This window comes from Nocardia mikamii NBRC 108933 (genome assembly GCF_001613505.1).
In the GTDB taxonomy this organism is placed as follows: domain Bacteria; phylum Actinomycetota; class Actinomycetes; order Mycobacteriales; family Mycobacteriaceae; genus Nocardia; species Nocardia mikamii.
Genome location: NZ_BDCM01000003.1, coordinates 677,470 through 691,226, shown reverse-complemented (window position 1 = coordinate 691,226; position 13,757 = coordinate 677,470). Strand labels below are relative to the sequence as shown.

5 protein-coding genes are annotated in these 13,757 nt (G+C 67.6%); 3 read left to right on the top strand and 2 right to left on the bottom strand.

Features of this window, described 5'->3' with window-relative positions; translation table 11 throughout:
* The first annotated feature begins 24 nt into the window (after positions 1–24).
* From NMI01S_RS04705 to NMI01S_RS04695, 3 genes are read left to right on the top strand one after another with little or no spacing between them, the layout of a single operon-like run.
* Positions 25–6,351, top strand: coding sequence for a type I polyketide synthase (locus NMI01S_RS04705; RefSeq protein WP_063920643.1), 6,327 nt, complete (start codon positions 25–27; stop codon positions 6,349–6,351).
* A gap of 39 nt (positions 6,352–6,390) precedes the next feature.
* Positions 6,391–7,788 (top strand): aminotransferase class I/II-fold pyridoxal phosphate-dependent enzyme, encoded by a 1,398-nt coding sequence (locus NMI01S_RS04700; RefSeq protein ID WP_062994683.1) that lies wholly within the window; start codon positions 6,391–6,393, stop codon positions 7,786–7,788.
* Between the two features lie 48 nt (positions 7,789–7,836).
* The gene (locus NMI01S_RS04695) at positions 7,837–8,772 is read left to right on the top strand and encodes an LLM class F420-dependent oxidoreductase (RefSeq protein WP_062994819.1); all 936 of its coding nucleotides are present in this window, start codon (positions 7,837–7,839) and stop codon (positions 8,770–8,772) included.
* Positions 8,773–8,801: 29 nt separating this feature from the next.
* On the opposite strand, the gene NMI01S_RS04690 is transcribed toward NMI01S_RS04695, so the two are convergent.
* Positions 8,802–11,111 (bottom strand): MMPL family transporter, encoded by a 2,310-nt coding sequence (locus NMI01S_RS04690; protein ID WP_062994682.1) that lies wholly within the window; start codon positions 11,109–11,111, stop codon positions 8,802–8,804.
* Between the two features lie 258 nt (positions 11,112–11,369).
* Positions 11,370–13,742, bottom strand: coding sequence for an MMPL family transporter (locus NMI01S_RS04685; protein ID WP_062994681.1), 2,373 nt, complete (start codon positions 13,740–13,742; stop codon positions 11,370–11,372).
* Positions 13,743–13,757: the final 15 nt, after the last annotated feature.

The following is a 13,757-nucleotide window of genomic DNA, read 5'->3' as shown; positions in this document are numbered from 1 at the left end:
TTCCGAGTCGGCCGAGGAGTCGCTGTGTCTGACATTGCCATCGTCGGAATCGGATGCCGGTACGCCGGCGGTATCGATTCGCCGGAGTCCTTCTGGGACTTCGTGATCAACAAACGGGACGGGGTCACCGAGATCCCGGCCGACCGCTGGGACTGGCGGCGCTACTACGACGCCGACCGCCGCACCCCCGGACGCATGTACACCAAACGCGCCGCCTTCATGACCGGCGATCCATGGGAGTTCGATCCCGACTTCTTCGGCATCTCCCCGCGCGAGGCGGCCGCCATGGACCCGCAGCAGCGGCTCGTCCTGGAAGTGGTGTGGGAGGCGCTCGACGACGCGGGTGTCGCCGGTCGCAGCGCCGGTTCGGGGTTCGGCGTCTACATCGGCGCCTTCACCCTCGATCAGCTGGCGGTATCGGTCGGCGGTCCGGCGCTGCCGCATGTCGACATGCACACCGCCGCGGGCGCGTCGTACACGATGCTCTCGAACCGGATCGCCTACGCGCTCAACCTGACCGGTCCGGCCGTCACCGTCGACACGGCCTGTTCCTCGTCGCTGGTCGCCCTGCATCTGGCCTGCCAGGCCATCGAGAGCGGAGACTGTGAATACGCGCTGGCCGGCGGCGTGACCGTGATGGCGCAGCCGGAGCCGTTCGTCTCCATGTGCAAGGGCGGATTCCTCGCCGCCGACGGCCGCAGCAAACCGTTCGACGCCGCCGCCGACGGTTACGGTCGTGGCGAGGGCGCCGGCATCGTGGTGCTGAAGAAGCTCGGCGATGCCGAACGCGACGGCGACCGCATCTACGCGGTGGTCAAGGCCACCGGATCGAATCAGGACGGCCGCACCACGGCCATCACGGTTCCGAACGCGGATTCCCAGGAAGCGCTGGCCAAGACCGTGATCGAGCGTTCCGGAATCCCGGCGCACGAGATCACCTACGTGGAGGCACACGGAACCGGCACGCCGGTGGGCGACCCGCTGGAGCTGCGAGCCATCGGGCGGGCCTACGGCGCCGCCACCGGACGGTCCGGGCCGGTCGGCGTCGGCTCGGTGAAGGCGACGCTCGGGCACACCGAAGCCGCGTCGGGTATCGCGAGCGTCATCAAATCGGCGCTGGCCATCACGCACCGAACCATCGCGCCGCAGGGCTGGCTGGACACGCCCAATCCCGATATCCCGTTCGAGGAACTGGGAATTCGCCTCCAGACCGAGGCCGAACCGGTCGGCCCCGAGGTCGAGCGCATGACGGTGGCCGTCAACGGTTTCGGATACGGCGGCACCAATGCGCACGCGATTCTGCAGGAGTATGCGGGCTCTGCCGAAACGGGCCGGGCGCCACAGCATTTCGGCGTACTGCCGCTCTCCGCGCGAAACGAGACAGCCGTTCGGCAACTGGCTCGCGGCGTCGCCGAACTGATCGCCGAGGGCGCCGACCCCGGCCGGCTGGCCGAGGCCGCGTGGCGGCGTCGCAATCACCACAACCATCGCGCCGCGATCACCTTCGGTGACGACACCGAACTGGTCCGGGGCCTGGTGGACCTGGCGAACGGTGAGGGGCGAGTCGGTCGCACCGTCGCCAAGCGCACCGCCGAGCCGGTGTACGTCTTCACCGGGATGGGCCCGCAGTGGTGGGGTATGGCGCGCGAATTGCTCACCACCGATACTGCTTTCGCCGACGAGGCGCGCCGCATCGACGCGGTGTTCACCGACATCGCGGGCTGGTCCGTCGTCGAGGAGTTGCTGCGTCCCGAAGAGGAGTCGCGGGTCACCTCGACCGCCATCGCGCAACCGGCGAACTTCCTGGTCCAGGTCGCGCTGTACGCGGCGTTGCGGGAATACGGAATCGAGCCCGCCGTCGTCGTCGGTCACAGCGTCGGCGAGGTCTCGGCCGCCTACGTGACCGGAATGCTGTCGCTGCGCGACGCGCTGCTGGTCAGCTACCACCGTGCCCGGTTGCAGGCCACGACGGCCGGGACGGGCGGCATGCTGGCGATCGGATTGCCCGCCGAGGCGGTTCGCGAGGTCATCGCCACCGACAGCTCGGTCGATATCGCGGCGATCAACTCACCCTCGGCCGTCACGCTGGCCGGTGCGGTCGACCGTCTCGACGAGATCGCCGAAAAGCTCACCGCCGACGGCATTTTCGCGCGCCGGCTACAGGTCGAGGTGCCCTACCACAGTCATCTGATGGATCCGATCCTGGACGAGCTGCGTGAGGTGCTGGCCGGGCTCACCGTCGCCGAACCGCGCATCCCGCTGTACTCCACGGTCACCGGCGAACAGGTCACCACGGCCGACTGGAATGCCGACTACTGGTGCGCGAACGTGCGGCAGCCGGTGCGGTTCGCCGATGCGATCACCGCACTGGTCCGTACGGGGAACCGGGTCTTCGTGGAGGTCGGCCCGCATCCGGTGCTCGGCGCCAATATTCGCGAGATCCTCATCGGCGCGGGCGAAACCGGGACGACGGTGGCGACCCTGTACCGCAAACAGCAGGACGCCGACAGTCTGCGCCAGACCCTGTCCGGGCTGTACGCGGCCGGAGTTCTCGACATCGACGCGCTGTTCGCCGGAGTGCCGGATCCGACGCCGCATATCGATCTGCCGCGCTATCCGTGGCAGCGCACCCGGCTGCGCAACGAACTGCCGGAATTCCGGCTGCTGCGCCACGGCACACCCGACGCGCACCCGATGCTCGGTGATCAACATCCCGACGAATCCAACGCCTGGCGGGTGGAACTGTCGCTCGCGGCGCTACCGTGGCTCGCCGATCACGTCGTGGGCGGCACCCGGATCCTGCCCGGCGCGGGATATCTGGATGCCGCGTTGAGCGCCGCCGCGGTGCGCACCGAATCGGATCAGGTGGCCGTGGAAGGCGTGCGGTTCGTCGCACCCCTGGTCGTCGAGGAGGGCGAGGCGCCGATCGTCGAACTCCACGTCGAGGATTCGACCGGGCGCTTCACCATCCGCTCCCGGGGCGCGGCCGGAACCATCTGGACCGTCCACGCACTGGGCCGCCTGGTCGAAGGCAGCTACGCGCCGATCACCGCGGACGTGCCCGATGTCGAGCACATGCTCGCGGTCGACCCCGCCGAGTTCTACGCCGGACTGGCCGCGCGCGGACTGGAATACGGCCCGACCTTCCAGCGCGCCACCGCGATCCGGATCTCGCCGGACACCGTGGTCGCACAACTCGACGGCACCATCGGCCAGGGGGAGCGGTACCTCGCCCACCCCGCGATCGTCGATGCGGCGCTGCAGAGTGTGGCCGCCCTGCTCGCCGGGCGCGGTGGGGCCCACGAGGGTGCGATGGTGCCGGTCGGCGTGCGCACCGTGCGCCGCCTGGCGCCGCTGCCGATCGAGGTCACCGCCGTGGCCCGGTTCACCGAGGGTGACCGGCCACTGGCCGATATCGATCTGCTCGACGCCGAAGGCACCGTGGTCATGCAGATCAGGGGGATGGAATTCGGATCCCTGACTCCGGGCCGCGGCCCACTGCAGCGTATGACCGACATGTTCTACGAGGAACGGTGGGAGCTGCGCGATCCGGTCGACACGACCGCACTCCCCGGCAACGACGGCCTCTACACCTTGGTCGTCGGCTACGGCGAGAACATCGACTCGCGGATCGAGCGGGTGCGCGATGCCGTCGCGGGCGGCGCCGGCTCGGCCGTCCTCCTGCTGGACCCGGCCGATACCGAGCTGGAACAGCGACTGGCACAGCGGCTTCGCGACATCTTCGGCGACGAGGACGTGCGACGGCTGCACGTCTGCGTGGTCCCCGGACACACACCCGACGGTGATGTGGCCGCGCTGTGGATGTTGCGCCGGATCGCGGTGACGCTGGACGGCTATCTCGAGGAGCGGGTCACCGAGCACGACATCGAGATTCCGCTGACCGGCGACGGCTCGATATACGCGACCGTGGTCAGCGCCCACGCCTACGCCCATCCCGCGGACGAGACGGCGCCGGATCCCAGCCAGGCGGCCATCGCCGGCGCTCGTCGCGTCCTGCTCAACGAACAGTCCCGGCTGCGCTGGCGACTGGTCGACATCGATGCCGGCACGACGGTCGCGGACCTGTCCGCGGAACTGGCGATCCCCGGTGGCTTCCAGTACGACCTGGTCGACGAGGCCGTGTTGCGCAACGGCCTGCGCTGGACCACGGTCGTGACCCGAACGCTGCCCGAGCGGCTCGACGCCCTCGACACCGCCGAACCGCTCACCGATCCCGAGGCGAATTTCGAACTGGAACTGCCCCGTTCGCGCACCTTCGCGCGGCTGGGCTGGCGGCGTTGCGATCGGCGCGAACCCGGTCCGGGCGAGGTCGAGGTCCGCATGCGTGCGGTGGGCCTCAACTACAAGGACGCGTTGAAGGTGATCGGCGTCCTAGGCGAACGTGAACTGTCGGAGACGTTCTTCGGCCTGGTGCCGGGCATGGAAGGCGGCGGCGAGGTGGTCCGGGTCGGTCCCGGCGTCACCGACTACGCTCCCGGCGACGCGGTGAGCCTGACCTCCAAGGGTATGGTCGCGCGCTTTCACACCACCTCGACCGATTCGCTCACCCACGTCCGCCCCGACACCGACGCGGGCCGGTGCAGCAGCGTCACCGCCTTCACCACCGCCGAATACTCGCTGCTCGAACTCGCGCGGATCCGGGCCGGCGAGACCGTGCTCGTGCACGGTGCGGCCGGTGGCGTCGGCAGCGCGGCGGTGCAGATCGCGAAATTGCACGGCGCCATCGTGATCGGGACCGCGAGCAGCGAACAGCGGCGCGCCTACGTCCTGGCCGAGGGTGCCGATCACGCGGTCGGATCGCGGTCGCTCACCTTCGTCGACGAGGTTCTCGCTCTCACCGGCGGCCGCGGCGTGGACGTGATCATCAGCTCCGCGCCGGGTGAGATCCTGCGCCAGAACTTCGCGGTGATCGCCGAATTCGGTCGCATCGTGGAGATCGGCAAGGCCGATATCTACACCGGCGGCATGCTGGATCTGTCGGCGTTCGACAAGAACGTCTCCTATTTCTCCTTCGATCTGGATCGGATGCTGCGGCTGCGGCACGCCGAGGTGATGGCGCTGGGCCGCAAGGTCAACGCCAGCTTCGACGACGGCACCTATCGTCCGCTGCCGTTCCAGAAGTACGGAACCGCCGACGTCGCTCAGGCCTTCGAGGAGGTGGCCCGCTCGACCCGGATCGGCCGCGTCGCGCTGGATCTGACCGAGGACCGACCGCTGGTCCGTCCGCGGCTGCCCGAGATCGAGATCGATCCCACGGCCCAGTACCTGATCACCGGCGGTTTCGGCGCCTTCGGCCTGGCCACCGGACGATGGCTGGTGGGCCACGGCGCTCGCCGGCTGACGCTCCTCGGCCGCGGCGGCGCCACCACCGAGGCCGCGGTCGCGCAGCTCGCGGCCTGGGAGGCCCAGGGCATCGAGATCACGATCGAGCGGGTAGACATCACCGATGCCGATGCCGTGGCGGCGGTCGTCGCTCGCGCCCACCGGCCCGAGCATCCGCTGCGCGGGGCGTTCCACACCGCGGGCGCCATCGACGACAAGCGCATCACCGTCATGGATGCCGAGAGTCTGGCCAAGGTGTTCCGGGCGAAGGCCGACGGGGCGCGTGCACTCGTCGCCGGTGTCCGAGCCGCGGGGGCGCGGCTCGACCAGTTCGCGCTGTGGTCCTCCGGCAGTGCGATGTTCGGCGGTGTCGGCCAATACGCTTACACCGCAGCCAATATCGCGCTGCAGGCCATCGGGGATACGGTGATCCGCGCGGGCGGCACCGCACTGGTCGTCGGCTGGGGTCATATGTCCGGCGGCGGTATGGCCGACGACGAGCACATCGCGCGATATCTGCGCAACACCGGCTTCGATTCGATCACCATGGACGAGGGGACCGAATATCTGGAGCAGGCGCTGCGATTGGGCGTCACGCAGGCCTCGATCATTCCGGTCGACTGGGCCAAGGTGAACGCCACCGCGCCGTTCTTCGCCCAGACCGGGCGCACGAAGGAACTGATCGCCGCCGCGGCACAGGATGATTCGGCCGCCGCGCGGCTGCGTGTCCAGCTCGCCGAACTCGACGAGGGCAAGCGCAACGAGGTCGTCGCCTTCATGTTGGCCGAGCAATTGGCGCAGGTCATGGGCGTTTCCGCGGACTCGATCGACCTGACCGTCCCGGTGCCCGAGCTCGGATTGGATTCGCTGATGGCGGTGGAATTCGGTGCGCTGGTCACGAAATCGCTGGGTGTGGAACTGATGTCGATGAAGATGGGCCGCTCGTTCAGCCTCGAACAAGCGGGTGCGCGGGTGGCCGAGGCGATCGTGCAGGGGGCGACGGGATGAGAAGGCCGCAGCCGCCTGCTGCGCCGGAAAGGATGCGGGATGAGTGAATCGGCGCGGGAGCTGGCGCGGAAGTTGTTGTCCGGCACGGCGTCCGGTGGTACCGCCGCGCCGGCGGCCACTCCCGTGACGTCCGTCGGCTCGAGCGGTACGGTCAGGGGCGCCGACACCCGACCGGCCCGCCCGCGCCGCGGCCCCGGACGCCAATTCGCCGACCACCCCGAGGTCGCGGCGATGGTGCAGAAGCGTGCGGCGATCGCTGCCGTGCACGAGCACAGCGGCACCCCGAATCCCATGTTCCTCGTGCGAGAGAGCCCGAACGACACCGTGATTCGGTGGCAGGGCCGCGATCTGGTGAATTTCAGCGCCTACAACTATCTCGGCCTGGGCAACCATCCGAAGGTGGTGCAAGCCGCCAAGGACGCGCTGGACACCTATGGCGCCTCCGCCTCGGCCAGCCGCATCGTCGCCGGGGAGATCCCGATCTACGCCGAACTCGAACAGCGCCTGGCCGCGATGTACGACGTCGGCGACGCGATGGTCACGACCAGCGGCTATCTCACCAACGCCGGCGTGATCGGCTTCCTGCTGGGCGCCGACGACGTCGCGATCTGCGATTCGCTCATCCACGGCAGCGTAATCTCCGGCGTGCAGTGGTCGGGAGCGCGGCGGCTCAACTTCCGCCACAACGATCCGGAGTCGCTGCGTTCGGTGTTGCGCATGTCGCGCGGGAACTTCGATCGCGCGCTGGTCGTGGTCGAAGGTCATTACAGCATGGACGGCACGGTCGGGCGGGTGAGAGAAATAGCCGCCATCGCACGGGAATTCGACTGTGCCGTACTTGTCGACGAGGCGCATTCCCTCGGCGTCTTCGGAGAGCGCGGCCACGGCATCCGCGAGCACTACGGGATGCCCGGCGACGCGGTCGACATCTGGATGGGCACCCTGTCGAAAGCGCTGGGCAGCTGCGGGGGTTTCATCGCCGCCGACGCTGACCTGATCGCGGCGATGAAGGCCGCCGCGCCGGGTGTGGCCATGCTGACCGGCGGCCCCGCACCCTCGACCATCGGTGCCGCGCTGGCCGCGCTCGACGTCCTAGAGGCCGAACCGCAGCGACTGCGCCGGCTCTGGTCCAACGCCGAGCACTTCCGCACCCTGCTCGACGAGCGCGGCATAGACCTCGGCATCTCCGAAGGCACCCCGATCTGCCCGGTGATCGTCCCCGGCGAACTGCGCGCCGGTTACGTCGCCACGACGCTGCTGCAGAACGGCGTCTACGCGGGCGCGATCTCGTCACCGGCCGTGCCCGCCGGTCAGGAACGCCTGCGCTTCTTCCTGACCTCCGAACACGAACCCGCCCAGCTGGAGGCCACCGCCGACCTGTTGCGGGAGGCCGTCGCCGGCGCCGCACAACTGCCGGACCTGGGAGTGACCGGCTGATCGCCACGCCGGCGGATCGGTCCGTGGCGGACCGGTACGTTGGTGCTCGTGGAACTACGAATCTTCACCGAGCCCCAGCAAGGGGCTACCTACGACGATCTGCTCCGGGTTGCGAAGGTGACCGAGGAGGCGGGGTTCGACGCATTCTTCCGGTCGGATCACTATCTGAAGATGGGCGGGGTGTCCGGTCTGCCGGGCCCGACCGACGCGTGGATCACGCTGGCCGGGCTCGCGCGTGAGACCTCCCGGATCCGGCTGGGCACACTGGTCACCGCGGCGACGTTCCGGCATCCGTCGGTGCTGGCGATCTCGGTCGCCCAGGTCGACCAGATGTCCGGCGGCCGGGTCGAGCTCGGGCTCGGTTCGGGCTGGTTCGCCGACGAGCATCGCGCCTACGGCATCGATCTGCCGGATCTCGGTGAGCGCTTCGACCGCTACGCCGAGCAACTGGCGGTCATCACCGGCCTGTGGCAGACGCCGGTGGGGGAGACCTTCGATTTCACGGGCAAACACTATGTGCTGCAGGGCAGTCCGGCCCTGCCCAAGCCGGTGCAGCAGCCGGGCCCGCCGGTGATCATCGGTGGTGCGGGCAAGAAGCGCACACCGGCTCTGGCCGCGCGGTACGCGCACGAGTTCAACCTGCCGTTCGCGGATGCGGAAACGGCTGCGGCGCAATTCGATCGGGTCGCCGCGGCGGCCCGCGACATCGGTCGCGATCCGGGTGAGATCGTCCGCTCGGCCGCGCAGGTGCTGTGCGTGGGCCGTGACGAGGCCGAGATCGCCCGCCGCGCCGAGGCGATCGGCCGCGAGGCGGGCGAACTGCGCAGCAACGGCCTGGCCGGCACCCCGGCGGAGGTGGTCGACAAGATCGGCCGCTACCGCGAGACCACCGGCATCACCCGGCTCTACCTGCAGGTACTGGACCTGTCCGACCTCGACCACCTGGAATTGGTCGCCGGCGAGGTCGCCGCCCAGCTGGGCTGAACGACCCGGTGCGAGGTGGCGGCGTCGGCTCAGCCGACCTTCACCGGACTCCTGGGCTCGTCCGGATCGTCGACGTGGAGCTCGCGCAACCGCGCACCCTCCACGTCGATATCCGGCACGATCCGGCTCAGCCACCCCGGAATCCACCAGGCCGCTCCGCCCATCAGCACCAGCAGCGACGGAATCAGGACCATCCGCACCAGAAAGGCGTCGAACAGCACGCCCGCGGCGAGCGCGAAACCCATCGACTTGGCCGTCGCATCCGATTCCAGCAGGAACGAACCGAAGACCGAGATCATGATGACTGCGGCCGAGGTCACCACGCGCGCGCCGTGGTGGTAACCGGAGATCATCGCGTCGGTGGGTGATTTCCCGTGCACATATTCCTCGCGCATGCGGGTGACGAGGAAGACCTGGTAGTCCATGGCGAGGCCGAAGACCAAGCCGATCAACATGATCGGCAGGAAGCTCACGATCGGCCGGGGTTCGGAGATGAGGCCGAGCGCACCCTTCTGGAATATCAGCACGGTGGCGCCGAACGTCGCCGCCATGGAGAGCAGGAATCCCAACGCGGCGGTGAAAGGCACCAGCACCGAACGGAATACCGCGATCAGCAACAGGAATGCCGCGCCCGCCACGATGGCCAGATAGGGCAGGATCTTACTGAGCAGCGCATGGTCGACATCCGCGTAAATGGCTGTGGTACCGGTGATTCCGTATTCGATGCCATATCGGTCGCGCAGTGCGGATTCGGCGTCGCGGGCATGGCGAACCAGATCCTTGGTGGCCTGATCATTGGGTCCGGTGGTGGGTACGGCGGTCATCAACGCACCCGCGCCGTCGCTGCTCGGCTGCGGCTGGGTCACATAATCCATACCCGGATACGCGGCCAATTCGTCGTGCAGTGCGGTGAGCGCGGCCTGACGCTGATCGGCGGACACCTGCGACAGATCGGCGACGACCTGCAGCTTGCCGTTGCTGCCCGCGCCGAACCCCTCGGTGCGCAGGTCGTAGGCCTTGCGGATGGTCGTGGCCCGGGGCTGGCTGTCCTCACCCGGCAGGCCCAGATTCAGGCTCAACGCCGGGGCGGCAAGCAGACCCAGCACGATGATGCTCGCGACCAGTGTCAGCCACGGCATCCGCCCGATCACCCGTGCCACCCGCATACCGTTGGTGACCACCGAATCGTCCTCGGGATCGTGTTGCGCGATCACCGGAAGCTTCGGCTTGAACAGGTACTTTCCGAAGGCGCCGAGCAGTGCCGGCATCAGAGTGATGGCGGTGAGCACCGCGAACGCCGCCGCGATCGCCCCACCCAGACCCATGAAGGTGAGGAAGCGGATGTTCACGATGGCCAGGGCGACCAGTGCGATGATCACCGTCGCGCCCGCGAACACCACCGCCGAACCGGCCGTGCCCAGCGCCGTGCCGGCGGCTATCTCCGGCGAACTCTGCACGGCGCGTTCGTGTTTGTAACGGGAGACGATGAACAGCGCGTAATCGATCGAGAGCGCGATGCCGATCATCGAGGCCAGGAAGGTGGTGAAGCTCGGAACCGACATGAACGACGTGCCGAGGAAGATCACCGAGGTCGCCAATCCGAGTCCGACGATCGCGGTGATGATCGGCACGAAGGCGGCCACGATCGCGCCGAAGGCCACCACCATCACCACCAGCGCCACCGCCATGCCGATCATCTCGGCCTGCCCACTGGGCTGTTGTTGTTCCATCGCCAGCGACCCGCTCATCTCCACCTGCAGTCCGGCGGCGCGCGCATCGTCACCGACCGCGTAGGCGGCCGCGCGATCATCGGCGGTGATGTCGGTGAACTTCTGGATCGTGAACGGAACGGTCAGCACCGCAACGGTATCCGGATTCTCCTTGTTCAGGACGTTCACCGGCGCGGCACTGCAGCGCGAGACGAATTCCGGCGAACCGCGATCGGGAGCGAAGCAGCCCATCTGTTCGGTGGCGGTGATCGGATCGACCAGGGGAGTCTTGTGGTCGACGATGTTCAGATCGTTCAGCTTGGCGACCGTCCCCGCGACGGGCGCCCGCTGGGATGCGTCGGTGAGTTTCTGCCCCGGTGCCGCCCCGAAGACGTAGGTGCCGGTCACCGCCTCGAAACTGAACGCCTCCGACATCCCCGGAAAGTGTTTGTCCATGATCTCGGTGGCACGTTCCGACGGCAGATTCGGAATCGTGAAGTCGTCGTTCATCGGCTTCTTCAGCTGCGTGCCCAGGCTGCCGATGATCACGAACAGAATCAGCCAGACCGGGAGCACGATCCACTTGTGCCGAAAGGCGAATCTTCCCCACCGATACAGATACACGGACACGAGGCGCTCCTAGTGGTCGCTGGCCTCGATTGGCGATGACTGCGAACCGGGGCCGATCGCTGATCGAGCTGTGCGGTTGCCGGTGCACTCGCCGTTCCGGTCGGTCCGTCGAGTGGCCGAGCTGGAGAGCATTAGGTTCGAGTGTGCTGTTTCATTGCTGCAAGATCAAGATCTTCGCGGTCCGAGATCGGCCGGTCCTGATACGGCACGAGCCCCCATCCGGTGTTCGGATGAGGGCTCGTGCCGTGGGTTCGCGGATCAGCCGACCGGGACCGGCTCCTTCTCCGCCGCGGTCTCGCGGTCACGCTGCTGCAGTTCGCGCAGCTTGGTGCCCTCGACGTCGATATCGGGCAGGATCCGGTCCAGCCACTTCGGCATCCACCAGGCCCACTTGCCCAGCAGCACCAGCAGTGACGGGATCAGCACCATCCGCACCAGGAAGGCGTCGAACAGCACACCGGCCGCCAGTGCGAAGCCCATCGACTTCGCGGTCACGTCCGGCATCAGCACGAATCCGGCGAAGACCGAGATCATGATGACGGCGGCCGAGGTCACCACGCGCGCGCCGTGATGGTAGCCGGAGACCATGGCCTCCTTGGGCGACTTGCCGTGGATGTATTCCTCGCGCATGCGGGTGACGAGGAAGACCTGGTAGTCCATGGCGAGGCCGAACACCAAGCCGATCAACATGATCGGCAGGAAGCTCACGATCGGATGCTGGTCACCGATCAGGCCCAGCTTGTCCTGCTGGAAGATCAGCACCGTGGCACCGAAGGTCGCCGCCATCGAGAGCAGGAAGCCCAGCGCCGCCGTCAGCGGCACCAGCACCGAGCGGAACACCAGCACCAGCAGCAGGAACGCCGCGATCGCCACGATCGTCATATACGGAACGATCTTGCCGAGCAGGGCATTCGACACATCGGAGTAGATCGCCGTGGTGCCGGTGATGCCGTACTCCATGCCGTACTTCGCCTGCAGGTCCGATTCCGCGTCCCGGGCGTGTTTCACCAAATCCTGGGTATCGGAGTTGTTCGGGCCGTAATCGGGTACCGCGGTCAGCTGCGCACCGGTGCTGTTGATGTAGTCCGGCGTCTTGTCCGCGTTGAACTTGTTGGTCGACGGCATGGTCACGAAGTCCATGCCCGGATAGGCGGCCAGCTTGTCGTGCAGCGCCATGACGGCTTCCTGCCGCTGCTCCGGCTTCACATTCGTGAGATCCGCCGCGACCAGCAGGGTGCCGTTGCTGCCCTCGCCGAAGCCCTCGGTGCGCAAGTCGTAGGCCTTGCGGACCGTGGTGGTCTTGGGCTGGCTGTCCTCACCCGGCAGGCCGAGGCTCAGATTCACCGCGGGCGCGGCGAGCAGGCCGAGCACGATCACGCTGGCGCCCAGCGTCAGCCACGGCGCCTTCGCGATCACCCGGGCGAAACGCTTGCCGTTGGTGACGGCGTTGTCGTCCTCGGTGTCGGCGCGCGCGACCAGCGGCAACTTCGGCTTGAACAGGAAGCGGCCGAACGCACCCATCACCGCGGGCAGCAGGGTCAAGGCGACCAGAATCGCGAAGAACGCCGCGAGCGCGCCACCCAGACCCATCCAGGTCAGGAAGCTGACGCCGACGATGCTCAGTCCGCACAGTGCGATGATCACCGTCATACCGGCGAAGACCACCGCGGAGCCGGCGGTGCCGATGGCGACGCCGGCGGCTTCCTCCGGCGAATCCTGTACGGCCAGTTCGTGTTTGTACCGCGAGACGATGAACAGCGCGTAGTCGATCGACAGCGCGATACCGATCATCGAGGCGAGGACCGTCGTGAAGTTCGGGATATTCGCGATGGAGGTACCCGCCATGATCAGCGCGCCCGCCATACCCACGCCGACGATGCCGGTGAGGATGGGCACGAACGCGGCCAGCAGGGCGCCGAAGGCGATCATCATGACGATGAACGCCACGACGTAACCGATCATCTCCGAGGCGCCGCCGGTCTCCATCTGCTCCGTGGCGATGGAACCGCTGATCTCCACGTCCAGGCCGGCCTGACGCGCCTCGTCGGCGACGTTGTAGGCCTTGTCACGGTCGGCCTGGGTCAGGTCGGAGAACGACTTGATGTCGAACGGCACGGTGAAGTAGGCGACGGTGTCGGCGTTGTTGTTCTTGCCGAGCACGTTCAGCGGCGCCAGACCGCATTTGGCGATGAAGTTCGGGTCGGTGCGATCACCCGAGGTACAGCCGATCGCCGACGTGGCGGTGACCGGGTCCGCGAGGACGCCCGGATGCTGCGGGTCGGACTTGATCTTGGACTTGTCGACGATGTCGAGGTTGTTGATCTTCTCCACCAGCGCGGTGAGCGCCTTGTGGTTGTCCGGATCGGTGAGTTTGCCGTGCTGCGCGGCGACCACGTAGGTGCCGGTCACAGCATCGAACTTGAATGCCTCGGAGGCCCCCGGGAATTGCTTGTCCAGGATGTCGGTGGCCTTCTGCGAGGGCAGATTGGGCATGTTGAAGTCGTCTTGGCTCTGTTTCTTCAGCCCGACGCCGACGGCGCCCACGATCACGAAGATCAGCAACCAGACCGGTAGCACGATCCATTTTCGGCGGAAGGCGAACTTCCCCCACCGATAGAGGTACACGGACACGCGGTATCTCCTAGC